Genomic DNA, 12,809 nt, shown 5'->3' on the forward strand with positions numbered 1-12,809 from the left:
GGGGTGTACGGGTGGGTGGGCTCGGCTCGCCTACTCGGTGCCCACTGCGAGTTCACCGCACAGGGCAGCGGCGCACCGCAGTCGGGCAGAGGCATACGGGCTGCTCCCGCGGGCCACGCGCGGGGGAGCGGCGTACGGGTACTGGAGGGGCAGGCCCAAGGGAACGGCGTACGGGCCAAAACCGCAGAGGGAGCGCCGCGGTACACCGTCGCGGCGACACCCCTTGACCGTGCCGCCCGCGCCCGGCCCCGTACCGCCGGATACTCCAGATACGCCGAGCCCCCTCGGCTCTGCCCGGTGTGCGGTACGGCCCATGAGCTGTCCGGTACACGGGGGTTGAACCCATCGACCCCCACGCCCGCCTCCGGTTTTGTCCGCCGCGCGGTTCCGAAGGTCTGTCCCGTACGTGGGAGTGGGGTCCCCGTCGCCCCCGCGCTCGCCCTCGCCCGGCGCGTTGTTCAGCCCAAAAGCGGTCCCGTATACGGGAGTCGGCCCCGGCGGGCGGGTTGGGTCCCGTGCCCGCCTCCGGCCCCGGGCGGTGCGCGGTTCGGTTTGCAAGCGGCCCCGTACGCGGGAGTGGGGCCCGCTATCCCCGCGCTCGGCTCCGACCGGCGCGCGGTTGGGTCTATGAGCTGTCCCGTGCGCGGGAGTTGGCCCTGGCAGGTCCCACGCTCGCCCCCCGGCCCCGCTCGGCGCATGGTTCAGCCCAAGAGTTGTCCCGTGCGCGGGAGTTGGCCCCGGCGAGTCTCATGCCCGCCTCCGGTGCACGGTTCGGTTCAAGGGCTCTCCCGTCCGCGGAGGTTGAACCCGGCGGGTCCCCAGCCCGCGCCCTCAGGCTCCGCCCGGCGCGCGGTTCGGTCGAAGGTCCCTCTTGTGCGCGGGAGTGGGCCGCCGTCGTCCCACGTTCGCTCTCGGCCCCGCTCGGTGCGCGGTCCAGGCCAAGGCCCCTCCCGTACACGGGAGTTGGGCCTGGTGGGTTCTGTTCTCGCCCCGCGGTTTCGGCGGGTGGCTGCACGGCCCGTACCCGACGGCCCGTACCCGACGAGCCGTACCCGACGAGCCGTGGCCGGGCTGCCCGGCCGGGCCGGTCGCCGGAGCCGGGACGGCGCCCGGCACCTGCCCGCCCGGCCCCCGCGCCCGTGACCGCCCCGGTGACCGCCGCCGGGGCCCCGCCCCCACACGCACTTCGTCCATTCACCCTGCTACGTCCTGGAGAGTCATGTCCCGTCGTCTGTTCACCTCGGAGTCCGTGACCGAGGGCCACCCCGACAAGATCGCCGACCAGATCAGCGACACCATCCTGGACGCCCTGCTCAGCCAGGACCCCGCCTCCCGGGTCGCGGTCGAGACGCTGATCACCACCGGGCAGGTGCACATCGCGGGCGAGGTGAGCACCACCGCCTACGCCGACATCGCCACCCTGGTCCGCCAGAAGATCCTCGACATCGGCTACGACTCCTCCGCCAAGGGCTTCGACGGCGCCTCCTGCGGGGTGTCGGTGTCCATCGGCGCGCAGTCCCCCGACATCGCCCAGGGCGTCGACACCGCCTACGAGAAGCGGGTCGAGGGCGATGAGGACGAGCTGGACAAGCAGGGCGCGGGCGATCAGGGCCTGATGTTCGGCTACGCCACCGACGAGACGCCCGCCCTGATGCCGCTGCCCATCGAGCTGGCCCACCGTCTTTCCCGCCGCCTGAGCGAGGTCCGCAAGGACGGCACCGTCCCCTACCTGCGCCCCGACGGCAAGACCCAGGTCACCATCGAGTACCAGGGCAGCCGCCCGGCCCGCCTGGACACCATCGTGGTCTCCTCCCAGCACGCCGCCGACATCGACCTGGACGACCAGCTCACCCCCGACCTGCGCGCACACGTCGTCGAGCACGTGCTGGCCCAGCTCGCCCAGGAGGGCATCAAACTCGACACCGACGGCCACCGGCTCTTCGTCAACCCCACCGGCCGCTTCGAGATCGGCGGCCCGATGGGCGACGCCGGCCTGACCGGCCGCAAAATCATCGTCGACACCTACGGCGGCATGGCCCGCCACGGCGGCGGCGCCTTCTCCGGCAAGGACCCCTCCAAGGTCGACCGCTCCGCCGCCTACGCGATGCGCTGGGTCGCCAAGAACATCGTCGCCGCCCAGCTCGCCACCCGCTGCGAGGTCCAGGTCGCCTACGCCATCGGCAAGGCCGAACCGGTCGGGCTGTTCATCGAGACCTTCAACACCGCCACCGTCCCCCAGGCCCACATCGAACGCGCCGTCGGCGAGGTCTTCGACCTGCGCCCCGCCGCGATCATCCGCGACCTGGACCTGCTGCGCCCCATCTACGCCCAGAGCGCCGCCTACGGCCACTTCGGCCGCGAACTGCCCGACTTCACTTGGGAGCGCACCGACCGCGCCGACGCCCTGCGCGCGGCCGCCGACGCCGGCTGACCCCCCCTCCGGGGAGCCCGCCGGGGAGCCCGCCGGGCGGGGCGGGGGTGTTGCGCGGGTGGAGGTGTACGGCGGGGTGGTGGCGCCCCCGCCGCGCGGACGCGCCGCGCCCCCGCCGGGCCACGCCCCCGCCGGGCCTCGGCCCGCCCCGCCCGGCCTGGCCCGGCGTCGCGCCCGTACCGCCCGCCGCCCCGCCCGGCGGTGGCCGCACCCCATCGCCGTACCCGCCGCACCCGCCGCGCCTGTCGCCCCGCCCGGCGTTGGCCGCACCCCATCGCCGTACCGCCATACCCGCCGTACCTGCCGCCCCGCCACGGCAGATCCGGGTGGCCATCCGCCGCCCCGCCACGGCAGCCCCGGCGCCGCCTGCCCGCCTGACGCAGGTGGCCCGCCACGTACCCCTCACCTCACCTCGCCCCACCCCCCCGCCGCGCCGCCGCCCCACCCCGTCCTGCCCGATGCCCGCCGGCCCCGGCCCTCACCGGCCGGCCCCCGCCTCAAGGGAGTGCTTTGTCCGTGCGTATCGCCGTGACCGGATCGATAGCGACCGACCATCTGATGGTCTTTCCCGGCCGTTTCGCCGAGCAGCTGATCAAAGAGCAACTGGAGCGCGTCTCCCTGTCCTTCCTCGCCGACCGGCTCGAGGTCCGCCAGGGCGGCGTCGGCGCCAACATCGCCTTCGGCCTGGGGCTGCTGCGGCTGAACCCGGTCCTGATCGGCGCGGCAGGACTGGACTTCGCCGAGTACGGGCGCCGGCTGGAGGAACACGGCGTGGACATCTCCGCCGTCCAGGTCAGCGACACCCTGCACACCGCGCGTTTCGTGTGCACCACGGACCAGGACCAGAACCAGATCGCCACCTTCTACGCCGGCGCCATGGCCGAGGCCGCCCACATCGACCTCGCCGCCGTCACCGCCCGCACCGGCACCCCCCATCTCGTCCTGGTCGGCGCGGACGATCCCGCCGCGATGCTGCGCCACACCGCCGCCGCCCACGCCCTGGACATCCCGCTGGCCGCCGACCCCTCCCAGCAGCTGGCCCGCCTCGAGGGCGATCAGGCCCGCCGCCTGGTCGAGGGGGCGCGCTGGCTGTTCACCAACGAGTACGAGGCCGCCCTGCTGCAAGAGCGCACCGGCTGGAGCGAGTCCCAGCTCCTGGAGCGCGTCGGCACCTGGATCACCACCCTGGGCGCCGGCGGCGTCAGCCTGGCCCGCGCCGGCTGCCCCCGCCTGAGCGTGCCCGCCGTCCCCGCCGCCGCCATCGCCGACCCCACCGGCGCCGGCGACGCCTTCCGCTGCGGCTTCCTGGCCGCGACCGCCTGGGAACTGCCCCAGGAACGCGCCGCCCAGCTCGGCTGCGCCCTGGCCACCACCGTCCTGGAATCGGTGGGCACCCAGGAGTACAAGCTCAGCCCCGCCGACCTGCTCACCCGCATCGAGCACACCTACGGGCCCGCCGCCGCCCGCGCCCTGCAGGCACCGCTCACGGGCAGCACCTCATGACCCCGCCCCCCGCCCACACCCCCAGCCCCCGCCACCAAGGCGCCGGCCACCGCACACCCCGCGAGCCCGCCCGCACCCCGCCCCACACCCCGGCCACCCGGCCGGCGGCGGCCGAGGGGGCGAAGAGCGTTGTGCCGCGCGGGCAGGACCCCGCCTTGAGAGACCGCATGAACATCGCCGCCGCCGTCCTGGCGCGGGCGCAGCGCACTGGCGGCCGGCTCCCGGCGGAGGTCCCGCTGCCGGCCGGCCGGCGCAATACCGGGGGGCGGGCATGAGCATGAGCACCCTGCGCGAGGTCATCGCCGGGCCCGACCCCAGCTTCTCCTTCGAGTTCTTCCCGCCCAAGGACGAGACCGGCGCCCGCCTGCTGTGGCGCACCATCCGCCGCATCGAGACCCTCGCCCCCGCCTTCGTCTCGGTCACCTACGGCGCCGGCGGCTCCTCTCGCGAGCGCACCGTGGAACTCACCCAGCGCATCGCCGCCGAAACCACGCTGCGCCCGGTCGCCCACCTGACCGCGGTCGGCCACTCGGTGGCCGAACTGCGCCACATCATCGGCCAGTACGCCGACGCCGGCGTCCGCGACGTACTGGCCCTGCGCGGCGACCCGCCCGGCGACCCGGGCGCCTCCTGGAGCGCCCACCCCCAGGGCCTGGCCCACGCCCACGAACTGGTGCGCCTGGTCAAGGAGTCGGGGGAGTTCAGCGTCGGCGTCGCCGCCTTTCCCGAACGCCACCCCCGCTCACCCGACTGGGACAGCGACATCCGCCACTTCGTCGCCAAGTGCCGGGCGGGCGCCGACTACGCCATCACCCAGATGTTCTTCCACGTCGAGGACTACCTGCGGCTGCGCGAGAAGGTGACGGCCGCGGGCTGCACCACCCCGATCATCCCCGAGATCATGCCGGCCACCGACGTGCGCCAGATCAGCCGCTTCGCCCAGCTCAGCGGCGCCGCCTTCCCCGAAACGCTGGCCCACCGCCTGGAAGCCGCCCGCGGCAACCGGGCCGAGGGCCACCGCATCGGCGTCGAGCACGCCACGCTCATGGCCCAGCAGCTGCTGGCCGAAGGCGCCCCCGGACTGCACTACATCACCCTCAACCGCTCCACGGCCACGCTCGAGATCCACCGCAACCTCACCCCCACGCGCAGCGCCCCGCACGACCTCGCAGCCCACCACTGACCCCACCCACCGACCCCGCCCCGGCCACCGCCACTGGCCCCGACCGGCAGGAGGATCACGTGTACGACAGCGAAGAGGAGGACCACCGGCCCTCCCGGGACACCGCCCTCGCCCCGCCGCGCACCCCGCCGCTGCGGCTCGCCGGCATCGACGAGGACGACACCTTCGAACCCCACGTCGTACGCGGCATCGACTGACCCCTCCAGGCCGCCCGCCCCCAACTCCCCACCCCCCAGAAGGAGAAGAGATGTCCCACACCGCGCACCAGGCCCACACCCCGCAGGACGCCCACGCCTCACAGGACGGGCAGGGCGCGCACGCCGCTCAGGATGCGCAGGGCGCGGACGGGGCCGGCGCGCTGGCCGACATCGGGGGCGCCCTGGCCCGGGCCGGGGCGGCCTCCCTGAGCGGAGAGCGCGCCGAACTGGCCCAGAGCCTGCTGCGGGCCGCCCTGTCCAAGTGGGAGGACCCCGCCGCCCGCCCCCAGCTCCTGGCCGCCTTCAGCGCCGTCTTCACCGGCGAGGACGGCGCGGCCCAGATGCGCGACTTCATGTCCCGCCAGATCTTCCGCCAGCTGGCCGACTCGCTGCAGGAACCGGCCAAGGACTTCGAGGAGGTCGCCCGCGCCCTGGGCGTGCCGCCCATGAACATCAACGCCGCCCAGGCCCAGGTCTGGGGCGTGGCCGTGCTGCGCTACGTCGTGAAACTGGAGCCGCTCGCCTCCGCCTCCGTCGAGGACGTCATCGCCCTGGTCTCACCCACCATCCAGCGCTACCTGGTCGGCTGACACCCCCACCCCACCCCGCCCCCGCTGCGCGCGCTCTGTCCCGCGCCGCGCCGGCCCCCCTCACATTTGGCGGCCCTGTTTCGTCGTACCGGTGGAGACGGCGCCACCCCGCGCACAGCGGGCGCGGCCACCCACCGGCGCCGGCCGCCATGTCCGCGCGGACGGCCTTCTTGGGTCGCACTTTATTCGGAGGAAGTAACCAGGCCATGAGTACTCTCGACAAAGAGTCCACGGGCGGGGCGCAGGCTCCCGCCGGCGACCCGCGGCGATGGAAAGCACTGGCCGTTCTCGCGGCGATCCAGTTCATGCTCGTCATGGACGTCACGATCGTGCTCGTCGCGCTCCCCGAAATCGACAAGGACCTGACCTTCAATCCCAAGGGCGACCTCGCCTGGGTGATCAACGGTTACGTCCTGATGGCCGGCGGATTCCTGCTGCTGGGCGGCAGGCTGGCCGACATGTTCGGCCGCCGCAGGATCTTCATGGCCGGCGTGATCTGCTTCGGCGTCGCCTCGGCCACCTGCGGCGCCGCGATGTCCTCGGGCATGCTGGTCTCCAGCCGCTTCGTCCAGGGCCTGGGCGAGGCGCTGTGCGGCCCGGCCGCCCTGGGCATGATCCCCATCCTCTTCCCCGACGCCCGTGAGCGGATGAAGGCGCTGGGCGTGTGGGGCGGCACCGCGGCCCTGGGCGGCGTGATCGGCTCGGTCGTCTCCGGCGCCCTGACCGAATACGTCGACTGGCGCTGGATCTTCTACATCAACATCCCCATCGCCGTGGCCGCGCTCATCCTGGTGCCCCGCGTCATGCCGGAGAGCCGCATGGAGCGTGAGGGCCGCAGCGTCGACGTCGTCGGCGCCATCGCCATCACCGGCGGCCTCGTCGCCGTCGTCTACGGCCTGATCAAGGCCGCCGACCACTCCTGGAGCTCCTCCACCGTCCTCATCCCGCTGCTCGGCGGCGTCGGCGTGCTGCTCCTGGCCGCCCTGTGGGAGGTGCGCACCCCCGACCCGATGGTGCCCATCCGCTTCTTCACCAACCGCACCCGCGTCACCTCCAACGTGGTGACCCTGGCGCTGCTGGCCAGCTTCCACTGCTACGCCTTCCTGCTCATCCTCTACATGCAGCAGGTCCTTGACTACTCCGCGATCAAGTCCGGCATGGCCGTGGTGCCGCTGGCCTTCGCCATGGGCGCCGGCATGGGCGCGGCCTCCGCGCTGATGCCCCGCATCGGCGTCAAGGCGGTGCTGGCCATCGGCTTCGGCGGCGCCGCCGTGGGCCTGTTCGTCGCCAGCACCCTGGAGGCCGACTCCTCCTACGTCGGCGGCGTCCTGCCCGGCATGCTCGTCTTCGGCATCTTCAGCGCCATGTGCTACCCCGCCCTGGTCAACGGCGCGCTCTACCAGGTCACCGGCAAGGACTCCGGCCTGGCCTCCGGCGTGCAGACCGCCATGCAGCAGATCGGCGGCGCGCTCGGCCTGGCCACCCTCGTCCCGGTCGCCATCCGCTACACCACCGACCACATCGGCGAGGGCGTCCTGCCCACCGTCGCGCAGTCCGACGGCGCCTCCCGCGCCTTCCGCATCGGCGCCATCCTGGTGGCCGTCGCCGCCGCCCTGGTCGTCGCCCTGATGCAGAAGGTCGACGCCACCCCGCGCAACGTGCTCGCCGAGGCCGACGCCGAGTCCGGCGACGAGACGGTGGCCCAGCCCACCGCCACCGGCGCCACCACCTGAGCACCACCCTTCTTTACGCACCGCCCCCGGGGAGCCGACATTCCCCCCGGGGGCGGTGCCCTGTTGTGTGCTGGGGGGCGGGTGCGGGGCGTCAAGTCGTCTTCCGCTACGGGCCGGTTGGGGCCTCTTGGGCGGGGCGCGCGGGTGCGTGACCCACACCACGCCAAGGCGCACTAGGCGCGGGCCCGCGGCGCGTGTCACGATTCTGGTGCGTCCATCCTGCCCAAAAGCCGTACGGGGGCAGGGAATTGGGCGCTTCTTCATGTGTGCGTCCGGTACGTGCCGCGGCGGGCCGGGGGAGTGGTGGGTGCCGGCTCCGGTGCCGTCTGCCCCGGCCGTCCTGGCGGGCGAGCACGCGGTGCTCCGTGCGGCGTCCACCCGCCCTCGCTCCGGCGGTTCCGGTTGGTCCGCCCGCATCCCGGCCGATGCCGGTGAGGCCTGCCGTGTCGCCGGCCATGAGCGGCTCGCCCTGCCGGCCCCTGGACACCCAGGCCCCGCACGGGCTGCGGGAGCTGACCGCACGCTTGCGCTCGGCTCTGAGCGGGGCGGAGGGCATCCACCTCGACGTGAGCCTGGACCGCGCGATCCCGCCCGGCCGCCGCTGGGCTCCAGCGCCGCCTGCGCTGGGCGGCCACCTCGGTGCGGGGGCCGCCTTCGGCCTCGTACAGGCGGCCAGGACCGTCGCCCACGGACCGCTGCTCTATTGATCAGCGCCGCTCCCGCGAACTGCCCGCCGGCATGGGTGGGTTGTGGGGGATTGCTCATCGTCGCCGACAGTGGCGAGACCGGCCGCACCAACGGGGCCGGGCCCTGTTGCGCGAGCGTTTCACCCACCTCCCCGGCGCCGGGGAGGACTTCGTACGCCGCGCCACCGACCTGGCCGACCGCCGTCGGACACGGTGTCCCGCATCTCGACGCGATGAGCCTGGGCGGCCCGGACGCGGCCAACTGGCCTGTACGGGGCCGCGCTTGACCAGCCCCGCAGGGACACGTACGAAACCGGACACGGAGCCGATACGGGAAGGAGCAGGCCCATGCACACCACCACCGGCACCCCCCACCGCAGCGGCAGCCGCCTCGTCGGCGCCGCGTCCCGTATCCCCACCGGCGTCTGCCCGCCGAATGCCGGTGCCCGCGAGGGACTGAGGGTGGGGGAGTACGGAGCCGGGGGCGCTGTCCCGCCGGCGGTCACGGTCAGGGGAGGCACGGCATGGTGAACGGCTACCGCCCGCCCCGCGACAGCGGCTGACGCGGGGCGCGGAGAGAGCGCGCCGAGGATCGGATGCAGGGCCCGGCATACCCGGGTCCGGACCCAGTCCTTGGCCGTGCGTTGCGTAGCCATCCATGCCGCACGTGCCGTGTGCCCGCCCCCGGGCTCAGTCCACTTGGGGGCCGGGCGGGGCGTGCGTGCGGAGAGCGGCACCCGATCCTCGTTGCCCGGTCCGTCAGGCGGCGGCAACGGGGGGGTGTCTGCCCGGACCGGACGTGAGCGGCGCCGCCTTCGGGTGCGGTGCCGGCCCGCGCCGCGCTCCCGCCCCTCTCGCGTGACCAGCAGAAACGGCCGACATGACCACGTTCCACAGCACGATCTGCCTGATCGGTGCCGGACCGCGCGGGCTGTCCGTGCTCGAGCGGCTGTGCGCCAACGCCCGCTCACAGCCCGCCGACCGCACCCTCCGCATCCACGTCGTGGATCCCTACCCGCCCGGCGCCGGGCAGGTGTGGCGCACCGACCAGTCGCCGCACCTGCTGATGAACACCGTGGCCGGGCAGATATCGGCGTTCACCGACGCCACCGTCGACCTGGAGGGCCCCCTGGAGCCCGGCCCCAGCCTGCACGCCTGGGCCGCCGCCCTGGCCGGCGAGCCCGCCGAGGACCGCTGCCCGGACCACCATCCGGACGGCTGCCCGGACAACTGCCCGGACCGCTATCCGGAGAGTGTCCTGGCCCAGGCCCGCACCCTTGGCCCCGACTCCTACCCCACCCGCGCCTTCTACGGCCACTACCTGTGCTGGGCCTACAGGCGCATCGTGCGGGCCGCCCCCGCCACCGTCACGATCACCTCCCACCGCTGCCGCGCCCTGCGCCTGGACGAGGACCCCCACCCCCACCCCCACCCACATCCTCACCTCACCGGATCGCCGGGCGGGGGCGGCGGTTCGCCGCGGCAGCGGGTGCGGCTCAGTGATGGGAGCCTGCTCGAGGACCTGGACGCCGTCATCCTGTGCCAGGGACACCTCCCGGCCCGGCCCACCGCGACGGAGGCCGAATTCGCCGCCCGCGCACGAAAGTTGTCGCTGGCGCACTTCCCGCCGGCCAATCCCGCCGACGTCGACCTGGACGCCGTTCCGGAGCACGCCACGGTGTTGCTGCGCGGCCTGGGACTGAACTTCTTCGATTACCTGGCCCAGTTCACCCACGGCCGCGGCGGCATCTTCACCCGCACCGCGGGACAGCTCCTCTACCAGCCCTCGGGGCGTGAGCCGCGCCTGCTGGCCGGCTCCCGGCGCGGCATCCCCCACCAGGCCCGCGGTGAGAACGAGAAGGGCCCCCACCACCGTCACGAACCGCTGGTGCTCACCGCCGGGCGCCTTGACGCGCTGCGCCGCGCCCGGGGCGCAGGCGGCCTGGACTTCACCGAGCACCTGTGGCCGCTGATCGCCCACGAGGTCGAAACCGTCTACTACCGCACCCTGTTCACCTCCCGCGGCCACCGCGCCCGCGCCGACCAGCTGCAGGCCGACTACCTGGCCGCCGCCCCCGCACAGCGCCCGGCGGTCCTGGACTCCTACGGCATCGGAGAGAAGTACCGCTTCGACTGGCAGGTCCTGGCCCGCCCCTACCGCGAGCGGCAGTTCACCGGGCCCGAGGACTTCACCGGCTGGCTCGTGGACCACCTGCGCCAGGACGTCGCCGAGGCCCGCGCCGGCAACGTCAGCAACCCCCTCAAGGCCGCCCTGGACGTGCTGCGCGACGTGCGCAACGAGATCCGCCTGGCCGTCGACCACGCCGGGCTGCACGGCGACTCCCACCGCACCGACCTGAACGGCTGGTACACCCCGCTCAACGCCCACCTCTCCATCGGCCCGCCGGCCCACCGCATCGAGGAGATGACCGCGCTGATCGACGCCGGCGTCCTGAGCGTGGTGGGGCCCGGCCTGCGGGTGGAGGCCGCACCCGGCGGCTACCGCGCCCACTCCCCGTACGTGCCCGGCTCCGCGCGGCGCGCGGACCTCCTCATCGAGGCCCGGCTGCCCGCCACCACGCTGGCCCGCACCGGCGACGTACTCCTCGGCGATCTGCGGGAGCGCGGCCAGTGCACCACCCACCGCATCCCCACCCGCACCCAGCAGCCCCACGACAGCGACGGACTGGCCGTCACCCGCCGCCCCTTCCACCTCATCGACGCGGCCGGGCGCCCCCACCCGCGCCGCTTCGCCTTCGGCGTGCCCACCGAAGGCGTGCACTGGGTGACCGCCGCGGGCATCCGGCCCGGCGTCGGCTCGCTCACCCTCACCGACGCCGACGCCATCGCCCGCGCCGCCCTCGCCCACCCCGCCGCCGGCCCCAACCCCCCTGCCCGGGCCGGGGAGCGGCCGTGACCAAGGAGGCCCGCATGCCCCCCGCCGACCCCACCCCCGCCGCGCAGGACGGTGTGCCGTACGCGCAGGACGGTGGGCCGTACGTGGCCGGTGTGCCGCAGGAGGGGCTGCTCGCCCCCGTCTGGGCGGACACCCCGGTGGCCGCAGCGGTCGGTGACGGGGCGTGGCTGCAGGCCATGCTGGATGCCGAGGCCGCCCTCAGCCGTGCCCAGGCCCGCCTGGGCACGGTGCCCGCCACCGCCGCCGTGGCCATCACCGCCGCGGCCCGCGCCGAACACTTCGACCTGCCCGCCCTGGCCGCCCGCGCCCGGCACAGCGCCAACCCCGTGGTGGCCCTGGTCAAGGACCTGACCGCAGTGGTGGCCGCCCGGGACGGCGAGGCCGCCGCCTACGTGCACCACGGCTCCACCAGCCAGGACATCCTGGACACCGCCTCTGTCCTGGTGGCCCACCGCGCCCTGCGCCTGATCCGCGCGGACCTGGCCCGCACCGCCCAGCACCTGGCGCGCCTGGCCCGCGCCCACCGCGACACCCTGATGGCCGGGCGCACCCTGGCCCTGCACGCGGTGCCCACCACCTTCGGCTGCAAGGCGGCCGGCTGGCGCCACCTCGTCCTGGACGCCGAGGAGAAACTGGCCCACTGGCACACCCGCGCACCCGTCCAGCTCGGCGGCGCCGCCGGCACCCTGGCCGGCTACCTCCAGCACGCCCCCGCAGCCGATCCCGCCGCCCACACCCGCGATCTGAGCGCCGCCTTCGCCGCCGAACTGGGCCTGGCCGCGCCCCTGTTGCCCTGGCACGTGCTGCGCACCCCCGTCGCCGACCTGGCGCACGCCGCCGCGTTCACCTGCACCGCCCTGGGCAAGATCGCCGTGGACGTGCTGTCGCTGACGCGCACCGAGGTCGGCGAGGTCCACGAGCCGGGCCCCGCCGGGCGCGGCGCGTCCTCGGCGATGCCGCACAAACGCAACCCCGTCCTGTCCGCCGCGATCCGCTCCGCCGCCCTGCAGGCACCCCCGCTGGCGGCGGGCGTGCTGGGCTGCATGCTGAGCGAGGACGAACGCTCCGCCGGGGCCTGGCACGCCGAATGGGAGCCGCTGCGCGCCCTGTTGCGGCTGGCCGGGGGAGCGGCCCGCCAGGCCGGCGAACTCACCGCAGGCCTGCGCGTCGACGCCGACCGGATGCGCGCCAACACCGCCCTGACCGCCGGGCGGATCGTCTCCGAGAAGATCGGCGCGGTCCTCGCCGGGCACCTGGGCCCGGCCCCCGCCCGCGCCCTGCTGGAGCGGGCCTGCGCCCGCGCCGCCGAGCAGGGCCTGGCACTGGCCGACGTACTGCGCGCCGACCCCGAAGTCGCCGCACTGGTCCAACAGGAGCCCGGCGCGGCCCTGTTCGACCCCGAGGCCTACACCGGGGCCGCGGCCGTACTGACCGAGCGGGCCCTGACCCGCACCCTGGCACCACAGCCGGCACACGAGGACGCCGGCACCACCCGAGGGTGATGCCGGCGCCGAACCCCACGCACCGGACGCACCGTGCGGTTCCTGAGCTCAGAGGCTCAGGGGCTCA

The 12,809-nt window shown here is 74.6% G+C and carries 10 protein-coding genes; all 10 read left to right on the forward strand.

The window, feature by feature from the left end:
* Positions 1-1,219: 1,219 nt before the first annotated feature.
* Positions 1,220-2,431: a methionine adenosyltransferase gene (gene metK / locus ACFYO9_RS18850; protein ID WP_355820496.1), complete on the forward strand. Its 1,212-nt coding sequence runs from the start codon at positions 1,220-1,222 to the stop codon at positions 2,429-2,431.
* 516 nt (positions 2,432-2,947) lie between these two features.
* Positions 2,948-3,934 carry a carbohydrate kinase family protein gene (locus ACFYO9_RS18855; RefSeq protein ID WP_355820494.1) on the forward strand — a complete coding sequence of 329 codons (987 nt, stop codon included), beginning with the start codon at positions 2,948-2,950 and terminating at the stop codon, positions 3,932-3,934.
* A gap of 277 nt (positions 3,935-4,211) precedes the next feature.
* Positions 4,212-5,117, forward strand: a complete 906-nt coding sequence (metF, locus tag ACFYO9_RS18860; RefSeq protein ID WP_358779242.1) for a methylenetetrahydrofolate reductase [NAD(P)H] — start codon at positions 4,212-4,214, stop codon at positions 5,115-5,117.
* Between the two features lie 59 nt (positions 5,118-5,176).
* Positions 5,177-5,314 (forward strand): hypothetical protein, encoded by a 138-nt coding sequence (locus ACFYO9_RS18865; RefSeq protein ID WP_358779240.1) that lies wholly within the window; start codon positions 5,177-5,179, stop codon positions 5,312-5,314.
* A 50-nt stretch (positions 5,315-5,364) separates the two neighbouring features.
* Positions 5,365-5,904, forward strand: coding sequence for a hypothetical protein (locus ACFYO9_RS18870; protein WP_355820492.1), 540 nt, complete (start codon positions 5,365-5,367; stop codon positions 5,902-5,904).
* A gap of 206 nt (positions 5,905-6,110) precedes the next feature.
* The gene (locus tag ACFYO9_RS18875) at positions 6,111-7,637 is read left to right on the forward strand and encodes an MFS transporter (protein ID WP_358779239.1); all 1,527 of its coding nucleotides are present in this window, start codon (positions 6,111-6,113) and stop codon (positions 7,635-7,637) included.
* 455 nt (positions 7,638-8,092) lie between these two features.
* The gene (locus tag ACFYO9_RS18880; protein WP_358779238.1) at positions 8,093-8,344 is read left to right on the forward strand and encodes a hypothetical protein; all 252 of its coding nucleotides are present in this window, start codon (positions 8,093-8,095) and stop codon (positions 8,342-8,344) included.
* 327 nt (positions 8,345-8,671) lie between these two features.
* Positions 8,672-8,854, forward strand: a complete 183-nt coding sequence (locus ACFYO9_RS18885; RefSeq protein WP_355820486.1) for a hypothetical protein — start codon at positions 8,672-8,674, stop codon at positions 8,852-8,854.
* A gap of 349 nt (positions 8,855-9,203) precedes the next feature.
* The gene (locus tag ACFYO9_RS18890) at positions 9,204-11,240 is read left to right on the forward strand and encodes an FAD/NAD(P)-binding protein (protein WP_358779237.1); all 2,037 of its coding nucleotides are present in this window, start codon (positions 9,204-9,206) and stop codon (positions 11,238-11,240) included.
* Between the two features lie 14 nt (positions 11,241-11,254).
* The gene (locus ACFYO9_RS18895) at positions 11,255-12,742 is read left to right on the forward strand and encodes an adenylosuccinate lyase family protein (RefSeq protein ID WP_358779236.1); all 1,488 of its coding nucleotides are present in this window, start codon (positions 11,255-11,257) and stop codon (positions 12,740-12,742) included.
* The last annotated feature ends 67 nt before the right edge of the window (positions 12,743-12,809 follow it).

The organism is Streptomyces sp. NPDC005863, from assembly GCF_042871345.1.
Taxonomy (GTDB): Bacteria; Actinomycetota; Actinomycetes; order Streptomycetales; family Streptomycetaceae; genus Streptomyces.